The organism is Paenibacillus sp. FW507-14B1B (genome assembly GCF_058781425.1).
The window spans coordinates 180,556-202,017 of sequence record NZ_JBYSWS010000002.1 but is presented as its reverse complement, the minus strand read 5'-3'; the positions used below and the strand labels follow the sequence as shown (position 1 = coordinate 202,017).

The window sequence follows — 21,462 nt, the reverse complement described above, 5'->3', positions numbered from 1 at the left end:
TTTGAAATCTAATATTCTCAGTTAGAAGAGCGTTGGTGTCTGTTGGCACCAACGTTTTTTTATGTTGATGAAGAGCTTGGGAAAGAATAGTACGTAGAGTGAATAAGCTCGGTTTTGTTTAATGTATTGAGGGACATAAACACATAAACAGAAACCAAATACACATGTGATGATTGTTGAAGGGAAGTGAACCTATGAAAGACTGCATTATTGTCGGCGGAGGTATTGCCGGCTTGCAAGCGGCTATCCAATTAGGACGATATAGTGTACACGATATTCTCGTGATCGATAAAGGGAAAGGGCGCTCAACATTGTGCCGAGATTATCATAATATTTTAGGCTGGCCTGAAGGAATATCGGGTGATGAGCTGAGGTCGCGCGGGAGAGATCAAGCTGAATCGGTTGGTGTACAATTTATTAATGACACCATCGATAAAGCAGAATCACAGGGTGATTCATTCCTTCTGATCGGGACGAGCGGGGTGGAATATCGTGCGAGGACGATTTTACTTGCTACGGGGCTGTCTGACCGTTTCCCTGATATTCCAGGGCTTGTCCCGACGCTCGGACGTAGCGTTTACGTCTGTCCTGATTGTGATGGATATGAAGTGCAGAACCGTAAAACCATTGTATTAGGTGCTGGTGAATCAGGGGCAAACATGGCGCTGCTATTGTCAAATCGGACTGATGATTTATCGTATATTAATCATGAGGGAACACCGGTTGACGATGAGCTTCTGCAACAGATGAAAGTTAAAGATATTAAGTATATTGATGAAACGATTGCGGAAGTGTTATGTGATGCGGATGGAATGATCCGGTCTGTAATGCTGGAGAACGGGGCGAAGATTGAAGCAGAGCGTGGGTTCATCTCCTTTGGAGGTAATGAAGTACATTCGGAGCTGGCGGAGCAGCTTGGTGCTGATCTCGAAAATAACAAGCATGTAAAGGCCGATCCGAGATCGAAGATGACTAACGTTCCCAATGTGTGGATTGCTGGTGATCTTGGTGTACATGCGGAACAAGCAACCGTAGCAATGGGTGATGGTGCAACAGCTGCGATATGGATTCACAAAGAACTTATGTCCATAAATGAACAGTCTATATCGTAGACAAATAGAAGAGTGTTTTGTAATAATATGGTATGAGAGAACCCACCGAAGTATCATCACCTTGGCGATGAGATGGCGGTGGGTTTTATACATTCTTCCACTTATTTACCTAGAGTCGGAAACGTTGTACTTGTTCATCTAATGATGCTGCTTGAAGCAGTTCAACTTGCTTTGGGCCTATCAGATCAAAGTGTGGATAAGGCTTACGGTAATGAATGTATCTAGGATCAAGTCCATGATCCACACACCATTGTTTAAGGAGGTTTAGATCACTGCATCCGACTTTGGTTACCGTTTTGTACTGTGGAAATCTTTCGTCATACCAATAATGAGTTAGGAAAGCAATTTCACCTCGTGCCACTGCTTTCTGCCATTCTCTAAGCTCTTGTTTCGTGATGCCGAATGCCATGAATGCTTCATCTCCAATTCAGTATTCTATCCTATTATATCAGCATATATATAGGTACAGTATAACCTTATTACGATATGAAAGTGGGGACATAAGCGTGATATTAGAGGCATCTTCATTAGTTATCAAGCCTGGAGCTATGAATGATTTTGAGAGTGCATTCCGATCAGCCTATGGCATTATATCCAAAATGAGAGGTTATCTTGGACATGAACTATATAAGTGTGTGGAAAATAGGGACGAATATCTGTTACTTATCCGCTGGAATGCAATTAAGGACCATACCATCGGATTTCGTCAATCGAAGGAGTATAAGGAGTGGGTAGAACTTCTACAGCCTTATTATGATCCGGAACCAGAGGTGAAGCATTATATCGATATCCGAGTTGGTGGAAGAGAGTATGAACGTGAACGATGGGCGAGTGAAGCTTTAGGTGCAATGACCGATCCTTGAGATTGGAGGAAATGGAGTGATTAATTAGAACGATGTCAACAGAAGTTTGCAGTATTAAAGGGGTTAATTACCGAATATTTGTTGCCGGGCAAGGAGATACAATAGTTCTGCTCCATGGTGGACACACAAATCTTGATATATGGGAAGATCAACTTGCCTATTTTTCCGATAAGAACTTTAAGGTTATTGCATATGATCAGCGGGGGTATGGACATACGGACATTCCTTTAGAGCCTTTCGCATATGAAGAGGATGTTAGGCATATTCTGGACCATTTCGGTGTAGAGAAGGCAATTATTATTGGAGCTTCTATGCCCACTTGATTCGAATTCATGATACAGGACATCTTCCAAACTTGGAACAATCAGATGTATTCAATGAGACGGTAAATGCGTGGCTCAAAAAATTATAAAGCTTATTTTTAGGCTCCGGTCCCACTCCTTGGAATCGGGGTTTTTGCTTCTATTCGACAGAAAAAGAGATAAATAAACAGGGTTATTAGGTGAAGTTGCCGAACTTTATATGTGAGAAAGTAGATATGCATAAGGAGTGATTCCCATCTCAAACTATAACGCAGTTCGTGAGTTGGCTGGACAGGTTAGAATGAATATTGGTCAAGTCATCGTTGGTAAAGAGGATCTCATCGATAAATTATTTATTGCTTTAATTACTGCAGGGCATGTGCTACTTGAGGATGTACCGGGTACCGGTAAGACACTACTTGCAAAATCACTGGCAAAATCCGTAGATTGTACGTTTAAAAGAGTTCAGTTTACACCGGATCTTCTCCCTTCTGACTTAAGTGGAATTTATTATTTTAATCAAAAAAGTGCTGAATTCGATTTCCGTCCAGGCCCTTTATTTACCCATATATTGCTTGCAGACGAAATAAACCGGGCTACACCACGTACACAGTCCAGCTTGCTTGAATGTATGGAGGAGCGGCAGATGAGTATTGATGGAGTAACCCATCGTTTAGAAGATCCGTTCCTTGTTATTGCCACACAAAATCCGTTAGAGCAGCAAGGTACCTTCCCTCTCCCAGAGGCCCAGTTAGATCGTTTCTTGTTCAAACTTAGTATGGGATATCCTAGTGCTGATGAAAGTGTTCATATTTTAAAGCGCTTTAAAGAAGGGCAACCCCTCGAACAGCTGCAAGCTGCGGCGTCCATTCAAGAATTGATACAGGCAAGAGAGACAGCTGCAAAAGTTCATGTGAACGATGATGTTCTGCAGTACATTGTTGATCTTGCGGAGCGGACACGTAAGGATGAAGCTGTAGCATCAGGTGTTAGCCCAAGGGGATGTCAAGCTTTATTGAAAGCAGCACAGGTGCAAGCTATTCTGCAAGGAAGAGAATTTGTTACGCCGGATGATGTTAAGTACCTAGCGCCTTATACATGGGCTCATCGAATGCTGCTCAAAGGTACGTTACGCTCAAGAGGCGGAGCAGGAGCTGCGGAAGGCGTCATTGAACGTATTTTACAAGAAGTACCTGTGCCTGCAGAAGAAAGCGTCTCACCATAGGAGGATTGCATATGGGAGCATACTGGATACTACTCATGGCGGCAGTTGTGATCGTGCTACAGGCAGGCTTATTTCGACGACTTGCCCTGAAGCGAATCGCGTATAGCCGATCCTTTAAAGTGACGACTTGTTTTGAAGGAGAGGCACTTGAGCTTGTAGAGGTTATTGAGAACCGCAAGGCTCTTCCTGTGCCATGGCTACGGGTAGAGTCTCAGTTCAGAACCGGAATAGCTTTCCGTGGACAAAACAATCTGGATATTAGTGAAGGTCAATACAACCAGAATCATAAAAGTTTTTTCAGCCTTATGCCGTGGACTAAAATGGTCCGTAGACATCATGTGACAGCGACTCACAGAGGTGTTTATAAACTCGGCACGGTATCGATGACTTCTGGTGATCTTCTGGGAAGCAGTTCAGATGTGCGAAGCTTTCCAATTGACGGCGGTTTGACAGTCTATCCTGAGCCACTAGACCCTACAGAAATGACGCTGCCCGTTCAGACTTGGCTCGGTGATCTTATCGTCCGGAGATGGATCGTAGAAGACCCCTTCCTTGTATCCGGAATAAGGGATTACCGTGATGGTGATCCGTTAAAGGATGTTCACTGGAAAGCAAGCGCACGAAGAGGTTCACTTCAAGTACGTAGACGAGACGCAACGGCGGATTGCCGAATTAAACTATATTTGAACATAGAAGATCACGAGCAGATGTGGAGTCATGCCACCCGTCCAGAGGCTGTGGAATATGGAATTCGTTTAGCCGCTGGGGTGGCGGCTCATTTATTGACACAAGGTATGGAAGTTGGACTTGGCGCGAACGGACGTCATGACGATGGTGGGAGTGAATTAATCAATATCCCTGTTTCAGCTGGGCGGGAACAGCTTAACTTTATTTATGAAGCTCTTGCAAGATTGGAGTTAACTCGGGTCCTTTCTTTTCATGATTACTTGGAACAAGAGCTTCAACATTTGGAAGGAAGTTATGACATTCTCATTCTGAGCACCTATATGAGTGATCGTCTTCAAAAGTTATTGGACCAATTCCAAGAGCATGGACACCGAGTGCAGGTAACACTGCTTGAAGAAAGAGGATGGGAATGGAAGGAGGGAGCTTTATGAGCGCGAAGCTTAAGGGACTCTCTCGTGTTCTTGGCATGGGTTTTGCTGAGACGTTGTTATATTTTCCTGTTCTTTTCATACCGATGGTATATCTTTTCCCAGAATCATTCATCCCAGTGTGGATATTTATTGTAATTCTTGGCTATGGTTTAGGCTATGTAGGGAGTCACATTCTTCGGATAAAGACTTTTCTCATGACATTTCTATGGTCATCTGTCGTTGCTGTGAGTATATCTTATATCTTATTCGGTGCAGATATTGGATTAATAGTGGCGGTGCCGAGCTTATATGTGACATGTTATCGAGGAATACGTTTAAAGCAGACGGGCATATCTTTTCTGTATTCTGGATCGTACTATTTTATAGGGCTAGCCATTTATGGAGTAAGCAGCTTTATCTTAAGCTTCATGGAACGATTCCAGCCATATACCTTAGTGATGACGGGAGCGGGTGCGTCTGCTCTAGTCATGACTTTATTTATGTTAAATCGGCATTATGTCGAAGAACAGACACTTTCGGGTTCTAAGAAACCAATCGTTGAACAGCGGGTTCTTCGGCAAAATAGAGGGATGATCATTATTTTAATAGCCACGATCGGGGGGCTTTCCTTACTTCCAATGCTTCAAGCGTGGCTATCTGCATTCGGCAGAAGCCTTGCTAGATGGATTGGTCAACTGCTACAGACGTCTCCTGGAGAACCAGAATCAACACCTGAAATGGATCCAGAGGCTGCAGAGATGCCATTTGCTAATGAGCCATCAGAACCTTCTTCCTTGATGGAATTCCTAGAAAAGCTTGCATTCTTTGTTGTATACATTGCGGCTGCCGCATTAATATTTTACCTGCTCTATCGGTTCGTTAAAGTGCTTCCGATGCTGCTCCAGAAAGTTTCAGCATGGTTAAATCGACTCATGTCTCACCAAGTTCAGGATGGAGCTTTTCTTGGTTATGAGGATGAAGAAATAGAGATCGAGCATGAGAAGGTGTCAAGTCGTTTGAAACGCCTGCTCGAAGGAGTCCGTTTAAATGGATCTATTCATAAGGAAAGTGAATTTGTAGATAATGCGACTCAAATCCGGCGCGCGTATAGAAGAATATTGACCCATAAAATTCGGGAAGGATACAAATGGAAAGTTTCAAAGACACCGAGAGAAACGAAAAGGGATATGAAGGTATGGAAAGAATCAGATGAGCCCGTCTCAGATGAGTTCATAAGATTGTACGAGCAGGCTAGATATGGCCACCGTTCTATTCGGGATGAGGAGATGAATAACAATCTAAAAGAACTAAAACACCATAAATAAGGAGTGGACAGTGTGTCTGTACAAAAAGACAACAAGACGGCAATCGACTATGGTGATCTCGCTGTAACAGGAGGTGTTTCCGTCTTTACGGATGAGTTTGACAATCTCTTCTATTACGAAGGCAGCGACCTTGGGCTCACCTATACCCAGCAGAGTTCTAAGCTTCGTTTATGGGCGCCAACGGCAAGCGAGGCTTTTGTCATGCTCTATGAAGACTGGAATAGCAAGCCAACTCAAAAAGTACAGATGCTAAAGGACGTAAAGGGTACGTGGGTCGCTGAAATAGAAGGTGATGCGGCGGGACTTTATTATACTTATCTTGTCCGAATCGGAAGTCAGTGGAATGAAGCTGTCGATCCTTATGCAAAAGCAGTAGGAGTTAACGGAGATCGTGCTGCGATCATAGATATGAATCAGACGAATCCAGTACGATGGACATCTGATAAACCTGAGTTTGTGAACGCAGTTGATGCTATCATCTATGAACTGCATATACGGGACATATCGGTTCATCCTGGAAGCGGTGTACAGCATAAGGGGAAGTATCTCGGACTCGCCGAAATGGGTACGCATGGTGCCAGTGGAATCGCTACAGGACTTGCACACTTTAAAAGGCTTGGTGTGACTCACGTCCAGATACTTCCGTTCTATGATTTTGCCACAGAAAGTGTTGATGAGACCTGTCAAGAAGACCAATATAACTGGGGTTATGATCCGAAGAACTACAACGTACCAGAAGGATCATACGCAACAGATCCATACCGACCGGATGTACGTATTCGAGAACTGAAGCAGATGATTCAGGCGATGCATGATGAAGGACTCCGGGTTATCATGGATGTCGTATACAATCATGTGTATGATGCGAATCTCATTCATTTTAATAAGCTGGTTCCGGGTTACTACCTTCGTTACGCTGCAGATCGGACACTCTCGAATGGTTCGGGTTGTGGGAATGATACAGCAAGTGAGAGAGGGATGATGCGTAAATATATCATCGAATCCATTCTGCATTGGGCTCAGGAATATCATATCGATGGATTTCGGTTCGATCTAATGGGGCTAATGGATAAAGATACGATGAATGAAATACGCAGGCGACTTGATGAGATAGATCCCTCGATCCTTATGATTGGTGAGGGCTGGATTATGGAGACCGAACTGGCCAAGGAAAAGCGAGCTAATCAGCTTCAGGCTGCAGAGATGCCGAGGATCGCATACTTTAACGATGGGTTTAGAGATACTGTGAAGGGTGATATTTTTGTATTCGATAAGAAAGGGTTTATTAGCGGTGGTCAATCGCTCGAAACCGGAGTGAAAAAAGGTATCGTTGCAGGGATCCATTACAATAATGAACTCTCTTCATTTGCAATGGAACCGAATCAAACGGTGAACTTTGTGGAGTGTCATGATAATCACACCCTGTGGGACAAAATAGTACTATCCACTGCAAGCGAGAATGATGAGAACCGGCGAGCTATGCATCGTTTAGCAACCTCAATACTATTAACCAGTCAAGGGATTGCCTTTCTCCATGCTGGCCAAGAATTTTATCGTTCGAAGAACGGTGCTGAGAACAGCTATAACTTAGGTGATGATGTAAACCTATTAAATTGGGATCAGGCAAAAGCGCACAGTGGTGCGATAACGTTCGTGCAAAGACTGATTAAGCTACGCAAGGAGCACCCAGCTTTTAGAATGAAAGATGCTGATTCGATACGCAAGCATTTGATTTTTGAGGAAGCTCCGGAGCAAGCGATTGCCTTCTCGATCCGGGATCATGCCAATGGTGACCCTGTGAAACACTTGTATGTGCTTCATTATGCTGGGAGATCAGTCATCGAAGTCAAACTTCCGAGTCTAGGACACTGGCGGTTATTGTTTGGAGAAGAGTGTGTTGAAATGATGAATGATGAAATGATAAAAGTGGATGGAATCGGAACGGTTATACTCGCTTCAAAAGAATAGTAGGTTATAAACTGATAATTTACCAACAACTGATTAGTGCCTATGATATCTTTCGTCTGATATGCTGTTGAAAGAATTGGACGAAAGAATCGAGGCGTACTTGTGAAAAAATATATGTTGTTTCTGCTCGTGTGTATAGTATTCTTCTCAACAGGATTATCACCAGTGGAAGCCAAGCAGGCCCCGAGCCAGATCGTCTATCACGATATCTCTACTAGTTATGCGAAAGAAGCAATTCTTCGCCTGACGAAGAGAAATATAGTGAGCGGAAATGGCGCAGGGGCTTTTCTGCCTCGTGATAAGGTTACTCGTGCAGAAATTGCGACAATGATGAGCAGACTGCTACAGATGAATCCGGTTGATAATGATATTTCAGCTTTTCGAGATGTCCCTAAACAGGCTTGGTACTACGGATGGGTTCACGCGGGAACGAATTTAGGAATAATTAATGGTAGAAGTGAACGCACGTTTAAACCGTTAGATCCTGTGACAAGACAGGAAGCAGCTGTAATGATGGTGCGTGCCATGAAGGTTGATGCTTCTACAGGAGAAGAGATTGTATACCGACGTTATGAGGATGCTGCAGAACTAGCAGCTTGGTCTCGTGCTGAGGTGGGTGTTGCCACACTTCATGGTTGGTTGCAGGGAAGTGGAGGGAAGTTCCGACCGAATGATCCAATTACAAGAGAAGAGGTAGCGGTGCTGATGGACCGTATACTACATGACGGAAATGTAATTGACGTCTTGGATAGGGTGAATGATTCCGCTTTTGCTAATAATGCATCCGAGATCCAGATGGGATGGTTATATAATGGGACAACAAAGCAATATATCTCCTATGCAAAGACCTCAGGAATAAATACGCTAGTGCCACGGTGGTATTATATTGAGAGCACAGGGAACGTTTCAGATGAAACGGATTTAGAGCTCGTGAACTGGGCTCATAATAATGGACGTAAGGTTTGGGCGATGCTTGGTAACCGCTCCAATGCAGAGACAACCCACAAGATGTTAAGTGATTCAACAGCCAGAAGAACGGTTATTACGAAGCTCGCTACTAATGTGAAGAAGTATAAGCTTGACGGCATCAATGTGGACTTTGAGAATGTTTTACCGGAGGACCGCTCTTATCTAACAGCTTTTATTCAAGATTTATCAACTGAGCTGCATAAACAAGGTGCAGTGATCTCGATAGATGTATCCCCTGATCTGGGGTCGGATTGGACGGCTGCATTCGATTATAAGGCACTAGGAAGATATGCAGATTATGTAGTGCTGATGGGCTACGATGAGCATTGGGGAGGGTCGCCTATAGCAGGATCGGTTTCTTCACTGCCCTGGCTCACCGCAGCTGTTGATAAGCTATTAACTCAGGTTCCAGCCTCTAAGTCGGTCATCGCGCTGCCGCTTTACACTAGGGAATGGCGACTTAATCTAGTGGTGACATCAGAAGATATCAGTCTTACACAGCAAGGACAACGTATTAATTCTTCATCAACTTCCTTGGTGTGGAATCATTGGCTAGGTCAATATGAAGCAGGGTATGTGAAGGGCGGAACCGATCGAAAGATATGGACGGAGGATGCACGCTCCTTATCTATGAAGCACAATATGCTAGCGGATCGGAATCCAGCTGGATATGCATATTGGTATGTTGGTTCAGAGACGCCTGATGTATGGCAAGCCACGATGAATATGGAGCGATATAAAAGCTATATGTTTGATATTTAACTGATTTCGAATTGACAAGTGCGTGCTGATTAGAAGTGCGCACTTTATTTATTCCTACAAAAGATTGAATTTATGCTACAATATACCAAGAGTTATTCGGTTTAGTCCTTCACTATGAATCAGCTTACGTCACATAAATTTGGAGATTAGGAGGTTTGTTGTATGTCTAATTCAATCGAACAGCGCCTAAGGACACTCGGTATCACACTCCCTGAAGCAAGCAGCCCGGCCGCAAAGTACGTGAATGCTGTCTTAATTAACGATCTTCTCTATGTATCCGGTAAAGGACCACCAGGACCATGCCATGGAAAACTAGGAGAAACGTATTCAACAGAGCAGGGGTATGAGTTTGCGCGTCAGGCGGGGATTGAGGTACTTGCTGTACTTCAAGAAACGCTGGGTTCGCTTAATAAGGTGAAGCGGGTTGTGAAAATCCAAGGATTTGTTAATGCTACGCAGAATTATGAAGAACATCATAAGGTGTTAAATGGCTACTCTGATCTACTGCTAGATGTGTTTGGGGAACAGGGTGTCCATGCACGATCTGTACTGGGGGCCGTTTCCGTTCGGGATAACCTACCCATCATTGTGGATTCAATATTTCAAGTGGTAAATGACTAATAATCACTGGAAAAACTTACAACTTGCGAAGTTGTGTATGTGTATGTTAAATTATAAAAGTCGCTGATGGATATGGCGGTCGTGGCGAAGGGGTTAACGCACCGGTCTGTGGCTCCGGCATTCGTGGGTTCAAGTCCCATCGATCGCCCTCATAATGCAGCGCAAAGGAACGATCTAAGTAAGTTACTTAGATCGTTCCTTTTTTTTGTATACAGTAAAGGTCGACTACAGGCATATAAGACAAGTACCTGTTATCGACCTTTATTGTTTGTTAGGTTGTCTTACGTTTCACAATTAGCCATACACCACCCAGAACTAGCAAGACAGCAATTAAAGGCTGGACAAAAGATAAGTAGTTAAGAACGGGTCCGATGGAGAAGACAACAAAGAATAAGAGTGATAGCACACATAAAATGTTGATGGGTATGAGCATCCACTTATTGCGGGAGCCGAACCAATAAAACTCGAAGAGTCCTGTAGCAACCGCAAGGATATAGCCAGGCCACATGGTCTCCCAGCTATCTAACAAGATCGCGAACTGGCTGGTGATCCCTGCCATGAGAAAAATCCCGCCTGGAATAAGCAGCCCGATTCCTTTTCGTCCCACCATAGAGAAGTACATCCAGTGGAAGAACAAGCCTAGTGGAATGACGAAGAGTGTGGGCCAGAAGGTTGAAAAAATCGTTCCTGCACCGATAGATCCTCCTTGATTCAATAACAAATAGACACCAAGTAAGATGAGTAGCGGCGCGAAAATGGTTCGTTTCATAAATTTAAACGTGCCCCTTTCCTATGTACTAATATGCTAAAGAATACCATGCGGAGGAAGTCGTGTCTTCCGTCTCTAGGTAAAAGTCAACCTAGACTTTAGTCTAGGTTATATGAAGTATCAAAAGCATAAGGATATACTGCGAAGAATAATATAGGGCAAGAACAAAGATACTATCATTTGACAGCGATATCCGCTCCAATTGGGGCGGATATTTCTGATTTTGGTATCTCTTCCCATGTTCATTTTCCTAAAACGATGTTTATATAGTAACAGTACTATGCATTCTGCTGAGTTGATAACTTAAAGGAGAATACGAGATATGGAATCGGCACTATGGGGCAGCTTTATTTCTGCGATGGCAACAGTATTCGGTGCTGTACCTTTATTATTTGTAAAGACATTGTCTGAGAAGTGGAAAGATATACTGATTGCTTTCACAGCTGGTATTATGGTCTCGGCCTCCACGTTTGGACTCATGCCGCAAGCACTTCAGGAAGGTGGAATTATCTCACTCACGGTTGGACTTCTGCTTGGTATTGTAGTTCTGGATCTGATTGAGAAGAATATCCCTCATATCGATGTGGAGAATCAATCGAAGATCAGATCCTTTGATTCTAAATCGCTACTTGTTATTATCGCTTTGTTCATTCATAACATTCCGGAAGGATTAAGTACTGGATTTAGTTATGCGAGTGAGAATGTAGGACTTGGTCCTATGGTGGCCATATCCATTGGGGCTCAGAATATGCCTGAAGGATTGATCTTGGCCGTATTCCTAATTAATTCTCGTGTAAATAAGTTCAAAGCGTTTATGATCGTCTTCTTGACTGGAATGATGGAGCTTATTTCGGCTGTTGTGGGCTATTTTACAGCTAGTTATATCGAATCATTAATTGGCTATGGTCTAGCTTTTGCAGCGGGTGCGATGATGTTTATCGTTTATAAAGAACTAATTCCTGAAAGTCATGGGCATGGTTATGAGCGACCTTCAACCTATTCATTCATCATAGGGCTATTGATTATGGTTTATGTCAGTTATGCTTTTGTTTGAGTCTGATCCATATGGCCTGGATGCTGTGACAAATTGATAATGTTATAATATAGAAGAACCGAGGTGATATGAGTATGGCGAAGAAAAAGGGTAGAACTCAAGCTCCCCGTATCAATGAACACACAGATAAGCCTGCTACACTCAAAGATTTACTGAATCCACAGGTCATTGAGCGTCTGAAGGCCCAATCTGATTCACTCAAAGCTGACGAGGCTAAAAGAGTTGAGGAAGAGCGTCAGAAGCGGGAAGAAGCAAAAAAAGCAGAACAAAAAAGATTGGATAATGATTTTGAACATCTGCTGGAGAACAGTGGAATGGATTGGCGAAAATTCAAATAACAGACGGCTTAACGGTCGTCTGTTTTCATATATAGTATTCATTCCATCATCTTAAACATGAAAGGAATATGCCCATGTCTGATCAAAAACAGATCCAAGATGCTTCTCAAGATCAATTGGACGTAGGTTTGTTGTTAAACGCTTTAATGGCATTGAAGAAAGGCGATTTCTCCCATAGAATGCCTTATGAGTGGACGGGTGTAGCAGGTAAAGTTGCGGATTCTTTTAATGAGATTATGGATATGCAGGAAAGCTTGGTGACCGAAGTACAGACGGTAGCCAAGGTGGTTGGCGAAGATGGTAAGCTTCATCGTCGATTTATACATAAGAATAATGGTGGTTCATGGGGGACGATGGTAGAGTCCTTAAACGGGCTTGTAACGAATCTTATCCAGCCTACGAATGAAATGGTTCGAGTTATTAATGCAGTAGCCCAAGGTAATTTGTCACAAAAAGTCGAGATGGAGATCGAAGGTCGTCCGCTTACAGGTGAATTCCTTCGAACCGCCAATAACATAAATCAGATGGTAACTCAATTAAGCACATTTGCATCAGAAGTAAACCGTGTAGCCCGCGAAGTAGGTACTGAAGGGATACTTGGTGGCCAAGCCGATGTAAAGGGTGTATCTGGAACATGGAAAGACTTAACGGATAGTGTCAATAATATGGCGAATAATCTAACCGATCAGGTTCGTAATATAGCCGCTGTTACGACTGCGGTAGCCAAAGGGGATCTATCGAAACAGATTACGGTTAATGCCAAAGGCGAGATCCTGGAGTTGAAAGATACGATCAATACCATGGTCGAGCAGCTCAGCACGTTTGCATCTGAGGTAACACGTATGGCGCGTGAGGTAGGTACGGAAGGTAAGCTAGGTGGACAAGCCAATGTAAAAGGCGTATCTGGAACCTGGCGTGACCTGACAGAGAGCGTTAACGATATGGCTAGTAATTTGACCGAGCAAGTTCGTAATATCGCTGTGGTTACAACAGCAGTTGCTAATGGAGATCTGTCGAAGAAGATCACAGCGGACGTACAAGGTGAAATCTTAGAGCTGAAGAATACCATTAACACGATGGTAGATCAGCTTAGTACATTTGCTTCTGAAGTTACACGGATGGCACGTGAGGTGGGTACCGAGGGAATACTGGGTGGTCAAGCTGAGGTCACCGGAGTTGCAGGAACCTGGCGAGATCTCACAGAAAGTGTTAATGACATGGCCAGCAACCTCACGAACCAGGTTCGTAATATCGCAGAGGTTACGACAGCCGTTGCGAAAGGGGATCTATCGAAGAAAATCACAGCCGATGTACAAGGTGAGATCTTAGAGTTGAAGAACACCATAAACACGATGGTAGATCAGCTTAGTACATTCGCATCAGAGGTTACGCGTGTCGCTCGTGAAGTCGGGACGGAAGGAAAGCTTGGATCACAAGCCGATGTGAAAGACGTATCTGGAACATGGAAAGATCTGACGGACAACGTTAACTTCATGGCGAGTAATCTGACAATTCAGATGCGGAACATTGCCGGAGTAACAACAGCTGTAGCGAATGGTGATTTGTCTAAGAAAATCACAGTTGATGTAAAAGGTGAACTACTAGAGCTGAAAAATACGATTAATACGATGGTGGATCAACTTAACTCCTTCGCTTCTGAGGTCACACGGGTCGCTCGTGAAGTGGGCACCGATGGAAAGTTAGGTGGACAAGCGACGGTTCATGGTGTCGGTGGTATTTGGAAAGACCTGACAGATAACGTAAATACAATGGGTTCCAACCTGACAGATCAGGTTCGGGGTATTGCGAAAGTCGTAACCGCAGTAGCCAATGGTAACTTGAAGCAGAAGCTAAATGTGGATGCTGAAGGTGAGATAGCCGAATTAACCGATACCATTAATAATATGATTGATACCCTTGCAACGTTTGCAGATCAAGTAACGACCGTTGCGCGTGAGGTGGGAGCTGAAGGTAAGCTTGGTGGTCAAGCGAATGTACCGGGTGCTGCTGGAACTTGGCGTGATCTTACTGATAACGTTAACTACATGGCGAGCACACTTACAACGCAGGTACGTGCGATTACGAATGTTGCTATAGCTGTAACAAAAGGTGATCTGTCTCGTTCGATTGATGTTGCTGCAGCTGGAGAGGTAGCGGCACTGAAAGATAATGTGAATGAGATGATCCGCAATCTTAAAGAAACCACGCGTATTAATACCGAGCAGGATTGGCTCAAGACGAATCTTGCGAAGTTCTCTCGGATGCTTCAAGGCCAGCGGGATCTAAGTGCGGTCAGTCGTATGATATTGTCTGAACTTGCTCCACTCGTATCTGCTCAGCATGGAGTATTCTATCTTAATGAGGATGTGAATGGTACTCCGCTTCTAAGATTATTCTCAAGTTATGGTTATCAGCAGCGCAAACATCTTTCAAATGAGTTCCGTGCGGGAGAAGGCTTAGTAGGACAGTGTCTTGTGGAGAAGCAGCGGATTCTGCTTACCAATGTACCATCCGATTATGTTGTCATATCGTCAGGACTTGGAGAAGCGACACCACTGAACATTGTACTTCTTCCGATTATTTTTGAGGATCAGGTGCTTGCTGTACTTGAACTTGCTTCTTTCCGTCTGTTCAATGAAATCGATCTCGCTTTTCTTGATCAGCTGACTGAATCGATTGGAATTGTGATCAATACCATGCAAGTAAACCGTAGAACGGAAGAACTATTAATCCAATCCCAATCCTTAACGGAAGAACTTCAATATCAGCAGCAAGAGCTTCAACATACGAATGAGGAACTAGAAGATAAAGCAAAGCTGCTTGTTATTCAAAAGGCTGAGGTTGAGAGTAAGAATGACGAGATTGAACTGGCAAAACGTTTTCTTGAAGAAAAAGCAGAACAGCTCGCCTTGACTTCAAAGTATAAATCAGAGTTCTTGGCAAATATGTCTCATGAATTGCGAACACCACTGAATTCTTTATTACTACTTGCCGAGCAGTTGGCTGAGAATCCGGATGCGAATTTGACCTCCAACCAAGTGAAATTCGCCAAAACAATTCAGGATTCTGGCATTGAGTTATTGAATTTAATTAATGATATATTAGATTTGTCTAAAATCGAATCTGGAACAGTCACACCGGATTATAATGAGGTTAAGATCAGCGAGTTGGTTGACGGATTGGACCGTAGTTTCAGGCATATCGCTGAAGATAAACATATCGACTATAGTATCAAGATAGCATCTGGAGTTCCGGAGATGATCCTTACGGATTTTAAACGTCTTCAGCAAATTGTGAAGAACCTTCTCTCTAACGCTTTTAAGTTCACAGAAGATGGAGAAGTTTCTCTGTATATTGCACCTGCTACAGATGGCTGGAGCCGCGATAATGAGGCGCTAAATCAAGCGAAGACGGTCCTCAGTTTCGTTGTAAATGATACGGGTATTGGTATTCCTGAGGACAAGCAGCAGATTATATTTGAAGCGTTTCAGCAAGCCGATGGCAGTACGAACCGATTATATGGTGGAACAGGGTTAGGTCTTGCGATTTCTCGTGAGATTGCTGCACTTCTAGGCGGTGAAATTTCTTTATTCAGCGTTGAGGGTAAAGGAAGTACTTTCATATTGTATCTACCGCTTGATCAAGAGCTATCTGGACCAGAACCGAAGCCTAAGTACGAACCTGAGGTGATAGATGTTACACCTCCGCTTCGAACACGCTCCTTCACAAGAACATCACCTAAGAGTATCGTGGACGATCGGAATCACATTCAGCCAGGTGATCAGGTCTTTATGATCATTGAGGATGATCTGGCGTTTAATGAGATTTTGCTAGATGTTTTGCACAAAAAAGGCATTAAAGCAATCATTACTTCAATGGGATCTAATGCACTCGAAATGGTTCGCCAATATAAGCCTGATGCAATAACTCTGGATCTTCGTCTAGCAGACATGGATGGCTGGATTGTCATCGAACAATTAAAAAACGATCTTAGTGTGCGTCACATCCCGGTATGTGTCATTACAATTGAAGAAGATGAGGTTGGATTGAAACAGAAAGGCGTGTTTGATTATGTGTGCAAACCAGTCTCGAATGAAGACCTTGAGAATGCGATTGATCGATTAAAAGATTATGCACAGAAATCAATACATCAACTTCTTCTTATTGTGAGCGATGAAGCAAGGCGTCAGGAAATCGTGGAGATGATCGATAACACCGATATCCATATAACGTCTGCATCATCAACTGAAGAGGCGCTAGATCAGCTTGAAACGCTAGAATTCGATTGTATGATGCTTGATAACGATATAAGAGGTGGTGGCGTCTTTACTTTCATTAAGACAATTCAGAAGACGGCGAAGCATAAGCACCTGCCAATTGTGTTGAATCGCAGTAAGAAGTGGAGTGCGGAAGAAGAGGAAGAACTCGAGGACCTAGCTAAATATGCAGTGATAAAAGAAGTAAAGTCACCGATTCAAATCTTGGATGAAACAGCATTATATTTACACCGGAAGTCGGAAAATCTCCCCGAGGGTCCAAGGGAGACACTCGTAAAACTTCATCAATCTGACGAGATGATTAAATACAAGAAGGTGTTAGTGGTTGATGATGATATACGAAATATTTTTGCGCTAACGACTATACTTGAACGTCACAATATGAAAGTGATTCCTGCTGAGAACGGCCATGAAGCTCTAAATATATTAAATCAGACACCGGATGTAGATATGATCCTCATGGATATCATGATGCCGGTCATGGATGGTTATGAGACGACTCGCGCAATTCGCCAGCAACCGCAATTCAGCGATCTGCCAATTATTGCTCTGACAGCGAAGGCAATGAAAGGCGACCGTGAGGAGTGTCTGGAAGCAGGAGCATCTGATTACATTACAAAACCAGTGAATAGTACACAGCTGTTGTCTATGATTCGCAGCTGGATTCGTGAGCCGGAGGCTGCTCAAGAAGATCGAGATGGAACGGATCAATCACAATAGGCTCATTGTTTAAGAAGAATGAAGAGAAATGTAAGCGAGTGGCTAGGCCTTTAAGGGTTAGCCTACTCGCTTTTTTTTCGAGTGGTATCATCCGTTCTCTTTCCCATGTATAATTATGGAAGGTTAGTCTGTGATATCTAGGGATAAAATCTTCTATAGAATTCCGCTAGGAATGGAGGAAATATGTTGAAGGCATGTTATTGTGGGAGCCCATGAGACGTAATCACGTTCAGACGATTGGTATAGCAGGTGGCTCTGGTAGTGGTAAGACAAGGCTTAGCCTACAACTTGAAGAGCATCTTCAACCCCTAGTAGTCAAAATATTTCATATGGATCATTACTATAAAGAGGTGAGACCTCGATCTCATGCTTCCTTCACGGATAAAGAATATGAGGATTTTAATCATCCGGATGCAGTAGATGTAAACAAACTTCTTCAAGATTATTCCTTGGCTGTTCAAGGGCAGAATTTTGATGTGATTATCATCGAAGGATTTTTGTTATTTCATTTTCCAGAGCTTAGAAACACACTAGACTTAAAGGTATATATAGACTGCCAAGCAGATGAACGGTCCTTGCGGCGCATGAAGTGGTTTCTTGAAAAAGGATATACATATGATGATACGGTTGCCGAATATTTAGATTTAGTCCGGTACCGACATGACCAATACGTAGAACCTACGAAATGGTTTGCAGATATCATCATGAACGGAGCAACAGGTCCGAGAAAAGGAATGAACATGCTTCTGCAGTGGATTGAAATGAAAAGTCGAGGCATGTGACAACAGGAGGATATGATGAAGAAATATAAAGCTGTTTTTATTGATTTTTACGGGACCTTGGTTCATGAAGATGATGAAATTCTGCCATTAATCTGTGAGCGGGTACGTACAAGTTCAAGTTCAAGTGCAGATTATTCGATTCGAGATATTGGTGGGTATTGGTGGAAAGCTTTCCTGCGACTATCGGATTCGTGTTATGGACCTTCCTTTAGACCGCAACGACAAATCGGTGTAGAGTCTCTTGCAGAGACAATTCGGGAGTTTCAATCGGACGCAGATGCGGAAAAACTGATTCAGCTGCAATTTGAACATTGGAAAAAGCCTGTTATCTTTGAGGATACGAAGCCATTTCTTGAAGAGTGGAACGGTCAGGTTCCTCTGTATATTCTGTCTAATATTGATACGGAGGATGTCAGTAATGCAATTGAATATCATGGGCTAAAGGTAGATGGTGTTATCTCAAGTGAAGATGTACAATCCTACAAGCCACGTCAAGAGATGTTCTTAGAGGGGTTACGCAGAGCTGGTCTACAGCCGAGTGAGGTGCTGCATATCGGAGATTCCATTAACAATGACGCTTGGGGTGCAATGCAGTGTGGTATAGATGCCGTGTGGCTCAATCGAGCTCGGAAAGCGAAGCATGATACCATACAACCGACATACACTTTTTCCGATTTGAATGCTGTTACGGAGATGATGAAAGGCAGGGTTACCATTAATGTTGATTGAGGAGACGATAAGATGAATCATGAAGCATTAGTAACAAATTATAGAAAGGCTTACTTATTAGCTTGAAGAAATTTCGAATGCAGGTTACAATAAGTAAGTCAATTCAAATACCATAGGGGGTTTAGCTAAATGAAGGTTGAGATCTGGTCGGACTTTATGTGTCCGTTTTGTTATATTGGTAAGCGCCGTTTTGAGGCGGTTTTAAACCATTTTCCGAATAAAGAAGACGTTGAAGTGGTGTACCGCAGTTTTGAATTAGACCCAAATGCATCTTATAAACCAGGTGTATCCATGACTGAACTATTGGCGAGTAAGTATGGAATGAGTATTGAGCAGGCAGAGGCTTCCAACCGTAATATTACGCAGCAAGCGGCTCAATTAGGTCTTACATATCATTTGGACAAAATCATTCCAGCGAACTCTTTTGATGCTCATCGTCTTGTACATTTTGCTTCTCAGCATGACAAGATGAAAGAAATGACAGAGCGTCTCTTCTTGGCTTATTTCACGGAGACACGGAATCTGGAGGATAAAGAGTTACTTGCTGATCTGGCCGCAGAAATTGGTCTATCACGCGATGAGGCGGCTTCTGTTCTGAATAGTGATACATTCACATCTGAAGTTCGTGCAGATGAAGAAGCAGCTCAGCGAATCGGTGTAAGGGGAGTTCCATTCTTCGTATTGGGTGGTAAATATGCGGTGTCTGGTGCTCAACCAGAAGAGGTATTTATGGATGCGTTGCAAAAAGCATATGGTGAAGAAAAGCCATTGATTCTAGTAAATGAGGATGACAACAGCGCGGGAGCATGCACCGATGGTTCTTGTGATATCCCGTCAAAATCGTAATTATTACACTTTATAATAGTATCAGAACAAGCGACTCGGGAGCATAATCCGCGAGTCGCTTGTTTGATTTTAGTACAAGGTTTCGTTTGGAACGATCTGGTAATTTAGTCTTGTAAAGTAGGAACATAAGTTCTATAATAATAGCAATTCATGTAAGTTGAAGGAAAGGAAGCGTTTGTATGAAGAGCCCCTCACTTCTATCGGAGTCCCTGATTCTTGATATAGAGACTTCTGAAATGGATTATATGACTGACCGAATGCTGGCTATCAAGGAGCGGGAAGGGAACCCGGAAGGAATAGAGATTGAACATATAGGGAGTGCGATATGTTTATACAGTAAGAACATGCCGTGGCCTTCTTTTAACACGGTGAAAGGAATACGATCTTCAGATATCCCATACATCGATGATATGATTGGATTCTATCAATCAAAAGGCCGTAAAATTCAGATTGAAATTGTTCCATCTATGGTGGATCAAGGACTACTACAGGTCTTGTCAGAGAAAGGATTGTATCATGCTGGGTTCCATACATCCATGTACATGGAGCTCGAATTAGGTATTTCAGAAGAGGAGCACAGTATAGAGATACGACCGATTAAGCGTGATGAGTTCGAGAAGTATGCAGCTATCCATTGCGAGGGGACAGGGTTACCACCGCAAGGTATAGATCCAGTCGCTAGAAATAATGAAGTGCTTTATGCCCGTCCTGGTTGGACTTTTTTCATGGCTTATATTGAACATAAGCCAGCCGCCGTAGGCGTTATGTACATAAAGAATGGAATTGCATCCCTGACCTTTGCAGCAACTTTACCTGATTATAGATACAAAGGCTTGCAGCAATCGCTTCTTAGAAGACGACTGGCTAAAGCAATTGAAGAGAATTGCCGGCTGGCGGTAAGTCAATGTTCCTTTCTATCACAAAGCCATCGAAATATGGAGAGGATCGGGATGAAGCTCGGGTATGTAAGAACTACATGGACGGAGAGGTAGGCGGGATAACTTTCACATCAAGGAAATCTCTTCGAAATATTGTACAGCCCGCACCAACTGCGTTGCAGAATGGATACAGGCACATGATTGTGGAACATGTTATCAGAATGGTCTGATGACCGACTCAGAACTTATGTGATAAATAATATAGAAAGAGGTGCTCTCTCCATGAACGAGAAAGAACAACTGTTAGAGCAGTATTCAGAGTGGATTGACTATGTTAGGGTGTTGAAAGAACAGGATGAAACGCTGTGGAATCAATCGATGGGGGAAGGAAAATGGTTAGTTCGCGATGTAGTGAGTCACATCATGAAATGGGACGAGTATTTCCTAGAAGGGGCTATCCTGAATATAAGTCATAAAGAAGAACTGACAGTTAAGCATCTGGATTATGATTCTTTTAATGAAACGGCTAAGACTTATGGGCGAACCATGTCTATTCAGGAATTGATAGAACAAACCCTGACTTATCGTCAAAACATCATTAACTGCATCAAGAGCCTATCTGAAGAGGAATATACTAAGGAGTATGTAGATGCAGATGGGCACCCATTTCAAGTGCCTGTATTTATTCGTGATTTCATTTGGCATGATCAGCACCATATGAATCAAATTAAGTCTTTAATGAATAACCAATAAAGCCCGTTTTAGTTTATAAAATCATAGTGATTGTTCACCATTTATCCGTTACACTTAAGATATCTAATTGTT

At 43.0% G+C, this 21,462-nt stretch carries 19 protein-coding genes and 1 tRNA gene; 18 read left to right on the top strand and 2 right to left on the bottom strand.

What is annotated here, in order from left to right:
* Positions 1–194 precede the first annotated feature (194 nt).
* Positions 195–1,112 carry an NAD(P)/FAD-dependent oxidoreductase gene (locus AC3WJJ_RS09035; RefSeq protein ID WP_492539908.1) on the top strand — a complete coding sequence of 306 codons (918 nt, stop codon included), beginning with the start codon at positions 195–197 and terminating at the stop codon, positions 1,110–1,112.
* Between the two features lie 109 nt (positions 1,113–1,221).
* Here the strand turns inward: AC3WJJ_RS09035 and AC3WJJ_RS09030 are convergent, their stop codons facing one another.
* Positions 1,222–1,521, bottom strand: coding sequence for a hypothetical protein (locus AC3WJJ_RS09030; protein ID WP_492539907.1), 300 nt, complete (start codon positions 1,519–1,521; stop codon positions 1,222–1,224).
* A gap of 97 nt (positions 1,522–1,618) precedes the next feature.
* Between AC3WJJ_RS09030 and AC3WJJ_RS09025 the strand changes: the two genes are divergently transcribed.
* From AC3WJJ_RS09025 to AC3WJJ_RS08985, 9 genes are all read left to right on the top strand, one after another.
* Positions 1,619–1,975: an antibiotic biosynthesis monooxygenase family protein gene (locus tag AC3WJJ_RS09025; RefSeq protein ID WP_492539905.1), complete on the top strand. Its 357-nt coding sequence runs from the start codon at positions 1,619–1,621 to the stop codon at positions 1,973–1,975.
* 32 nt (positions 1,976–2,007) lie between these two features.
* Positions 2,008–2,298, top strand: a complete 291-nt coding sequence (locus AC3WJJ_RS09020; RefSeq protein WP_492539903.1) for an alpha/beta fold hydrolase — start codon at positions 2,008–2,010, stop codon at positions 2,296–2,298.
* A 280-nt stretch (positions 2,299–2,578) separates the two neighbouring features.
* The gene (locus AC3WJJ_RS09015; protein WP_422661487.1) at positions 2,579–3,502 is read left to right on the top strand and encodes an AAA family ATPase; all 924 of its coding nucleotides are present in this window, start codon (positions 2,579–2,581) and stop codon (positions 3,500–3,502) included.
* A gap of 11 nt (positions 3,503–3,513) precedes the next feature.
* Complete coding sequence (locus AC3WJJ_RS09010; RefSeq protein ID WP_492539901.1) at positions 3,514–4,620, top strand: DUF58 domain-containing protein; 1,107 nt, start codon at positions 3,514–3,516, stop codon at positions 4,618–4,620.
* A complete protein-coding gene (locus AC3WJJ_RS09005) occupies positions 4,617–5,924 on the top strand; it encodes a DUF4129 domain-containing protein (RefSeq protein ID WP_492539899.1) in 1,308 nt (435 codons plus the stop codon). The genes AC3WJJ_RS09010 and AC3WJJ_RS09005 overlap by 4 nt, the downstream gene beginning before the upstream one ends.
* A gap of 12 nt (positions 5,925–5,936) precedes the next feature.
* A complete protein-coding gene (gene pulA, locus AC3WJJ_RS09000; RefSeq protein ID WP_492539897.1) occupies positions 5,937–7,892 on the top strand; it encodes a type I pullulanase in 1,956 nt (651 codons plus the stop codon).
* 102 nt (positions 7,893–7,994) lie between these two features.
* Positions 7,995–9,623: an S-layer homology domain-containing protein gene (locus tag AC3WJJ_RS08995; RefSeq protein WP_492539896.1), complete on the top strand. Its 1,629-nt coding sequence runs from the start codon at positions 7,995–7,997 to the stop codon at positions 9,621–9,623.
* Between the two features lie 162 nt (positions 9,624–9,785).
* Entirely contained in the window at positions 9,786–10,244 is a 459-nt protein-coding gene (locus AC3WJJ_RS08990; protein WP_492539895.1) for a RidA family protein, read from the top strand.
* A gap of 75 nt (positions 10,245–10,319) precedes the next feature.
* Positions 10,320–10,392: transfer RNA gene (locus AC3WJJ_RS08985), tRNA-His, on the top strand.
* Positions 10,393–10,515: 123 nt separating this feature from the next.
* On the opposite strand, the gene AC3WJJ_RS08980 is transcribed toward AC3WJJ_RS08985, so the two are convergent.
* Positions 10,516–11,013 (bottom strand): hypothetical protein, encoded by a 498-nt coding sequence (locus AC3WJJ_RS08980; RefSeq protein ID WP_492539893.1) that lies wholly within the window; start codon positions 11,011–11,013, stop codon positions 10,516–10,518.
* A 322-nt stretch (positions 11,014–11,335) separates the two neighbouring features.
* Here AC3WJJ_RS08980 and AC3WJJ_RS08975 point away from each other — a divergent pair, with 322 nt between their 5' ends.
* From AC3WJJ_RS08975 to AC3WJJ_RS08940, 8 genes are all read left to right on the top strand, one after another.
* The gene (locus tag AC3WJJ_RS08975; protein WP_492539891.1) at positions 11,336–12,067 is read left to right on the top strand and encodes a ZIP family metal transporter; all 732 of its coding nucleotides are present in this window, start codon (positions 11,336–11,338) and stop codon (positions 12,065–12,067) included.
* 74 nt (positions 12,068–12,141) lie between these two features.
* Positions 12,142–12,405, top strand: coding sequence for a YqkE family protein (locus tag AC3WJJ_RS08970; RefSeq protein ID WP_492539890.1), 264 nt, complete (start codon positions 12,142–12,144; stop codon positions 12,403–12,405).
* Positions 12,406–12,479: 74 nt separating this feature from the next.
* Positions 12,480–17,402, top strand: coding sequence for a HAMP domain-containing protein (locus AC3WJJ_RS08965; protein WP_492539888.1), 4,923 nt, complete (start codon positions 12,480–12,482; stop codon positions 17,400–17,402).
* Between the two features lie 212 nt (positions 17,403–17,614).
* Complete coding sequence (locus AC3WJJ_RS08960) at positions 17,615–18,184, top strand: AAA family ATPase (RefSeq protein ID WP_492539886.1); 570 nt, start codon at positions 17,615–17,617, stop codon at positions 18,182–18,184.
* Between the two features lie 15 nt (positions 18,185–18,199).
* Entirely contained in the window at positions 18,200–18,913 is a 714-nt protein-coding gene (locus AC3WJJ_RS08955) for an HAD family hydrolase (RefSeq protein ID WP_492539884.1), read from the top strand.
* Between the two features lie 129 nt (positions 18,914–19,042).
* Positions 19,043–19,759 (top strand): DsbA family oxidoreductase, encoded by a 717-nt coding sequence (locus AC3WJJ_RS08950; protein WP_492539882.1) that lies wholly within the window; start codon positions 19,043–19,045, stop codon positions 19,757–19,759.
* Positions 19,760–19,938: 179 nt separating this feature from the next.
* Positions 19,939–20,751 carry a GNAT family N-acetyltransferase gene (locus AC3WJJ_RS08945; RefSeq protein WP_492539881.1) on the top strand — a complete coding sequence of 271 codons (813 nt, stop codon included), beginning with the start codon at positions 19,939–19,941 and terminating at the stop codon, positions 20,749–20,751.
* A 168-nt stretch (positions 20,752–20,919) separates the two neighbouring features.
* Positions 20,920–21,390 carry a DinB family protein gene (locus tag AC3WJJ_RS08940; RefSeq protein ID WP_492539879.1) on the top strand — a complete coding sequence of 157 codons (471 nt, stop codon included), beginning with the start codon at positions 20,920–20,922 and terminating at the stop codon, positions 21,388–21,390.
* Positions 21,391–21,462 lie beyond the last annotated feature (72 nt).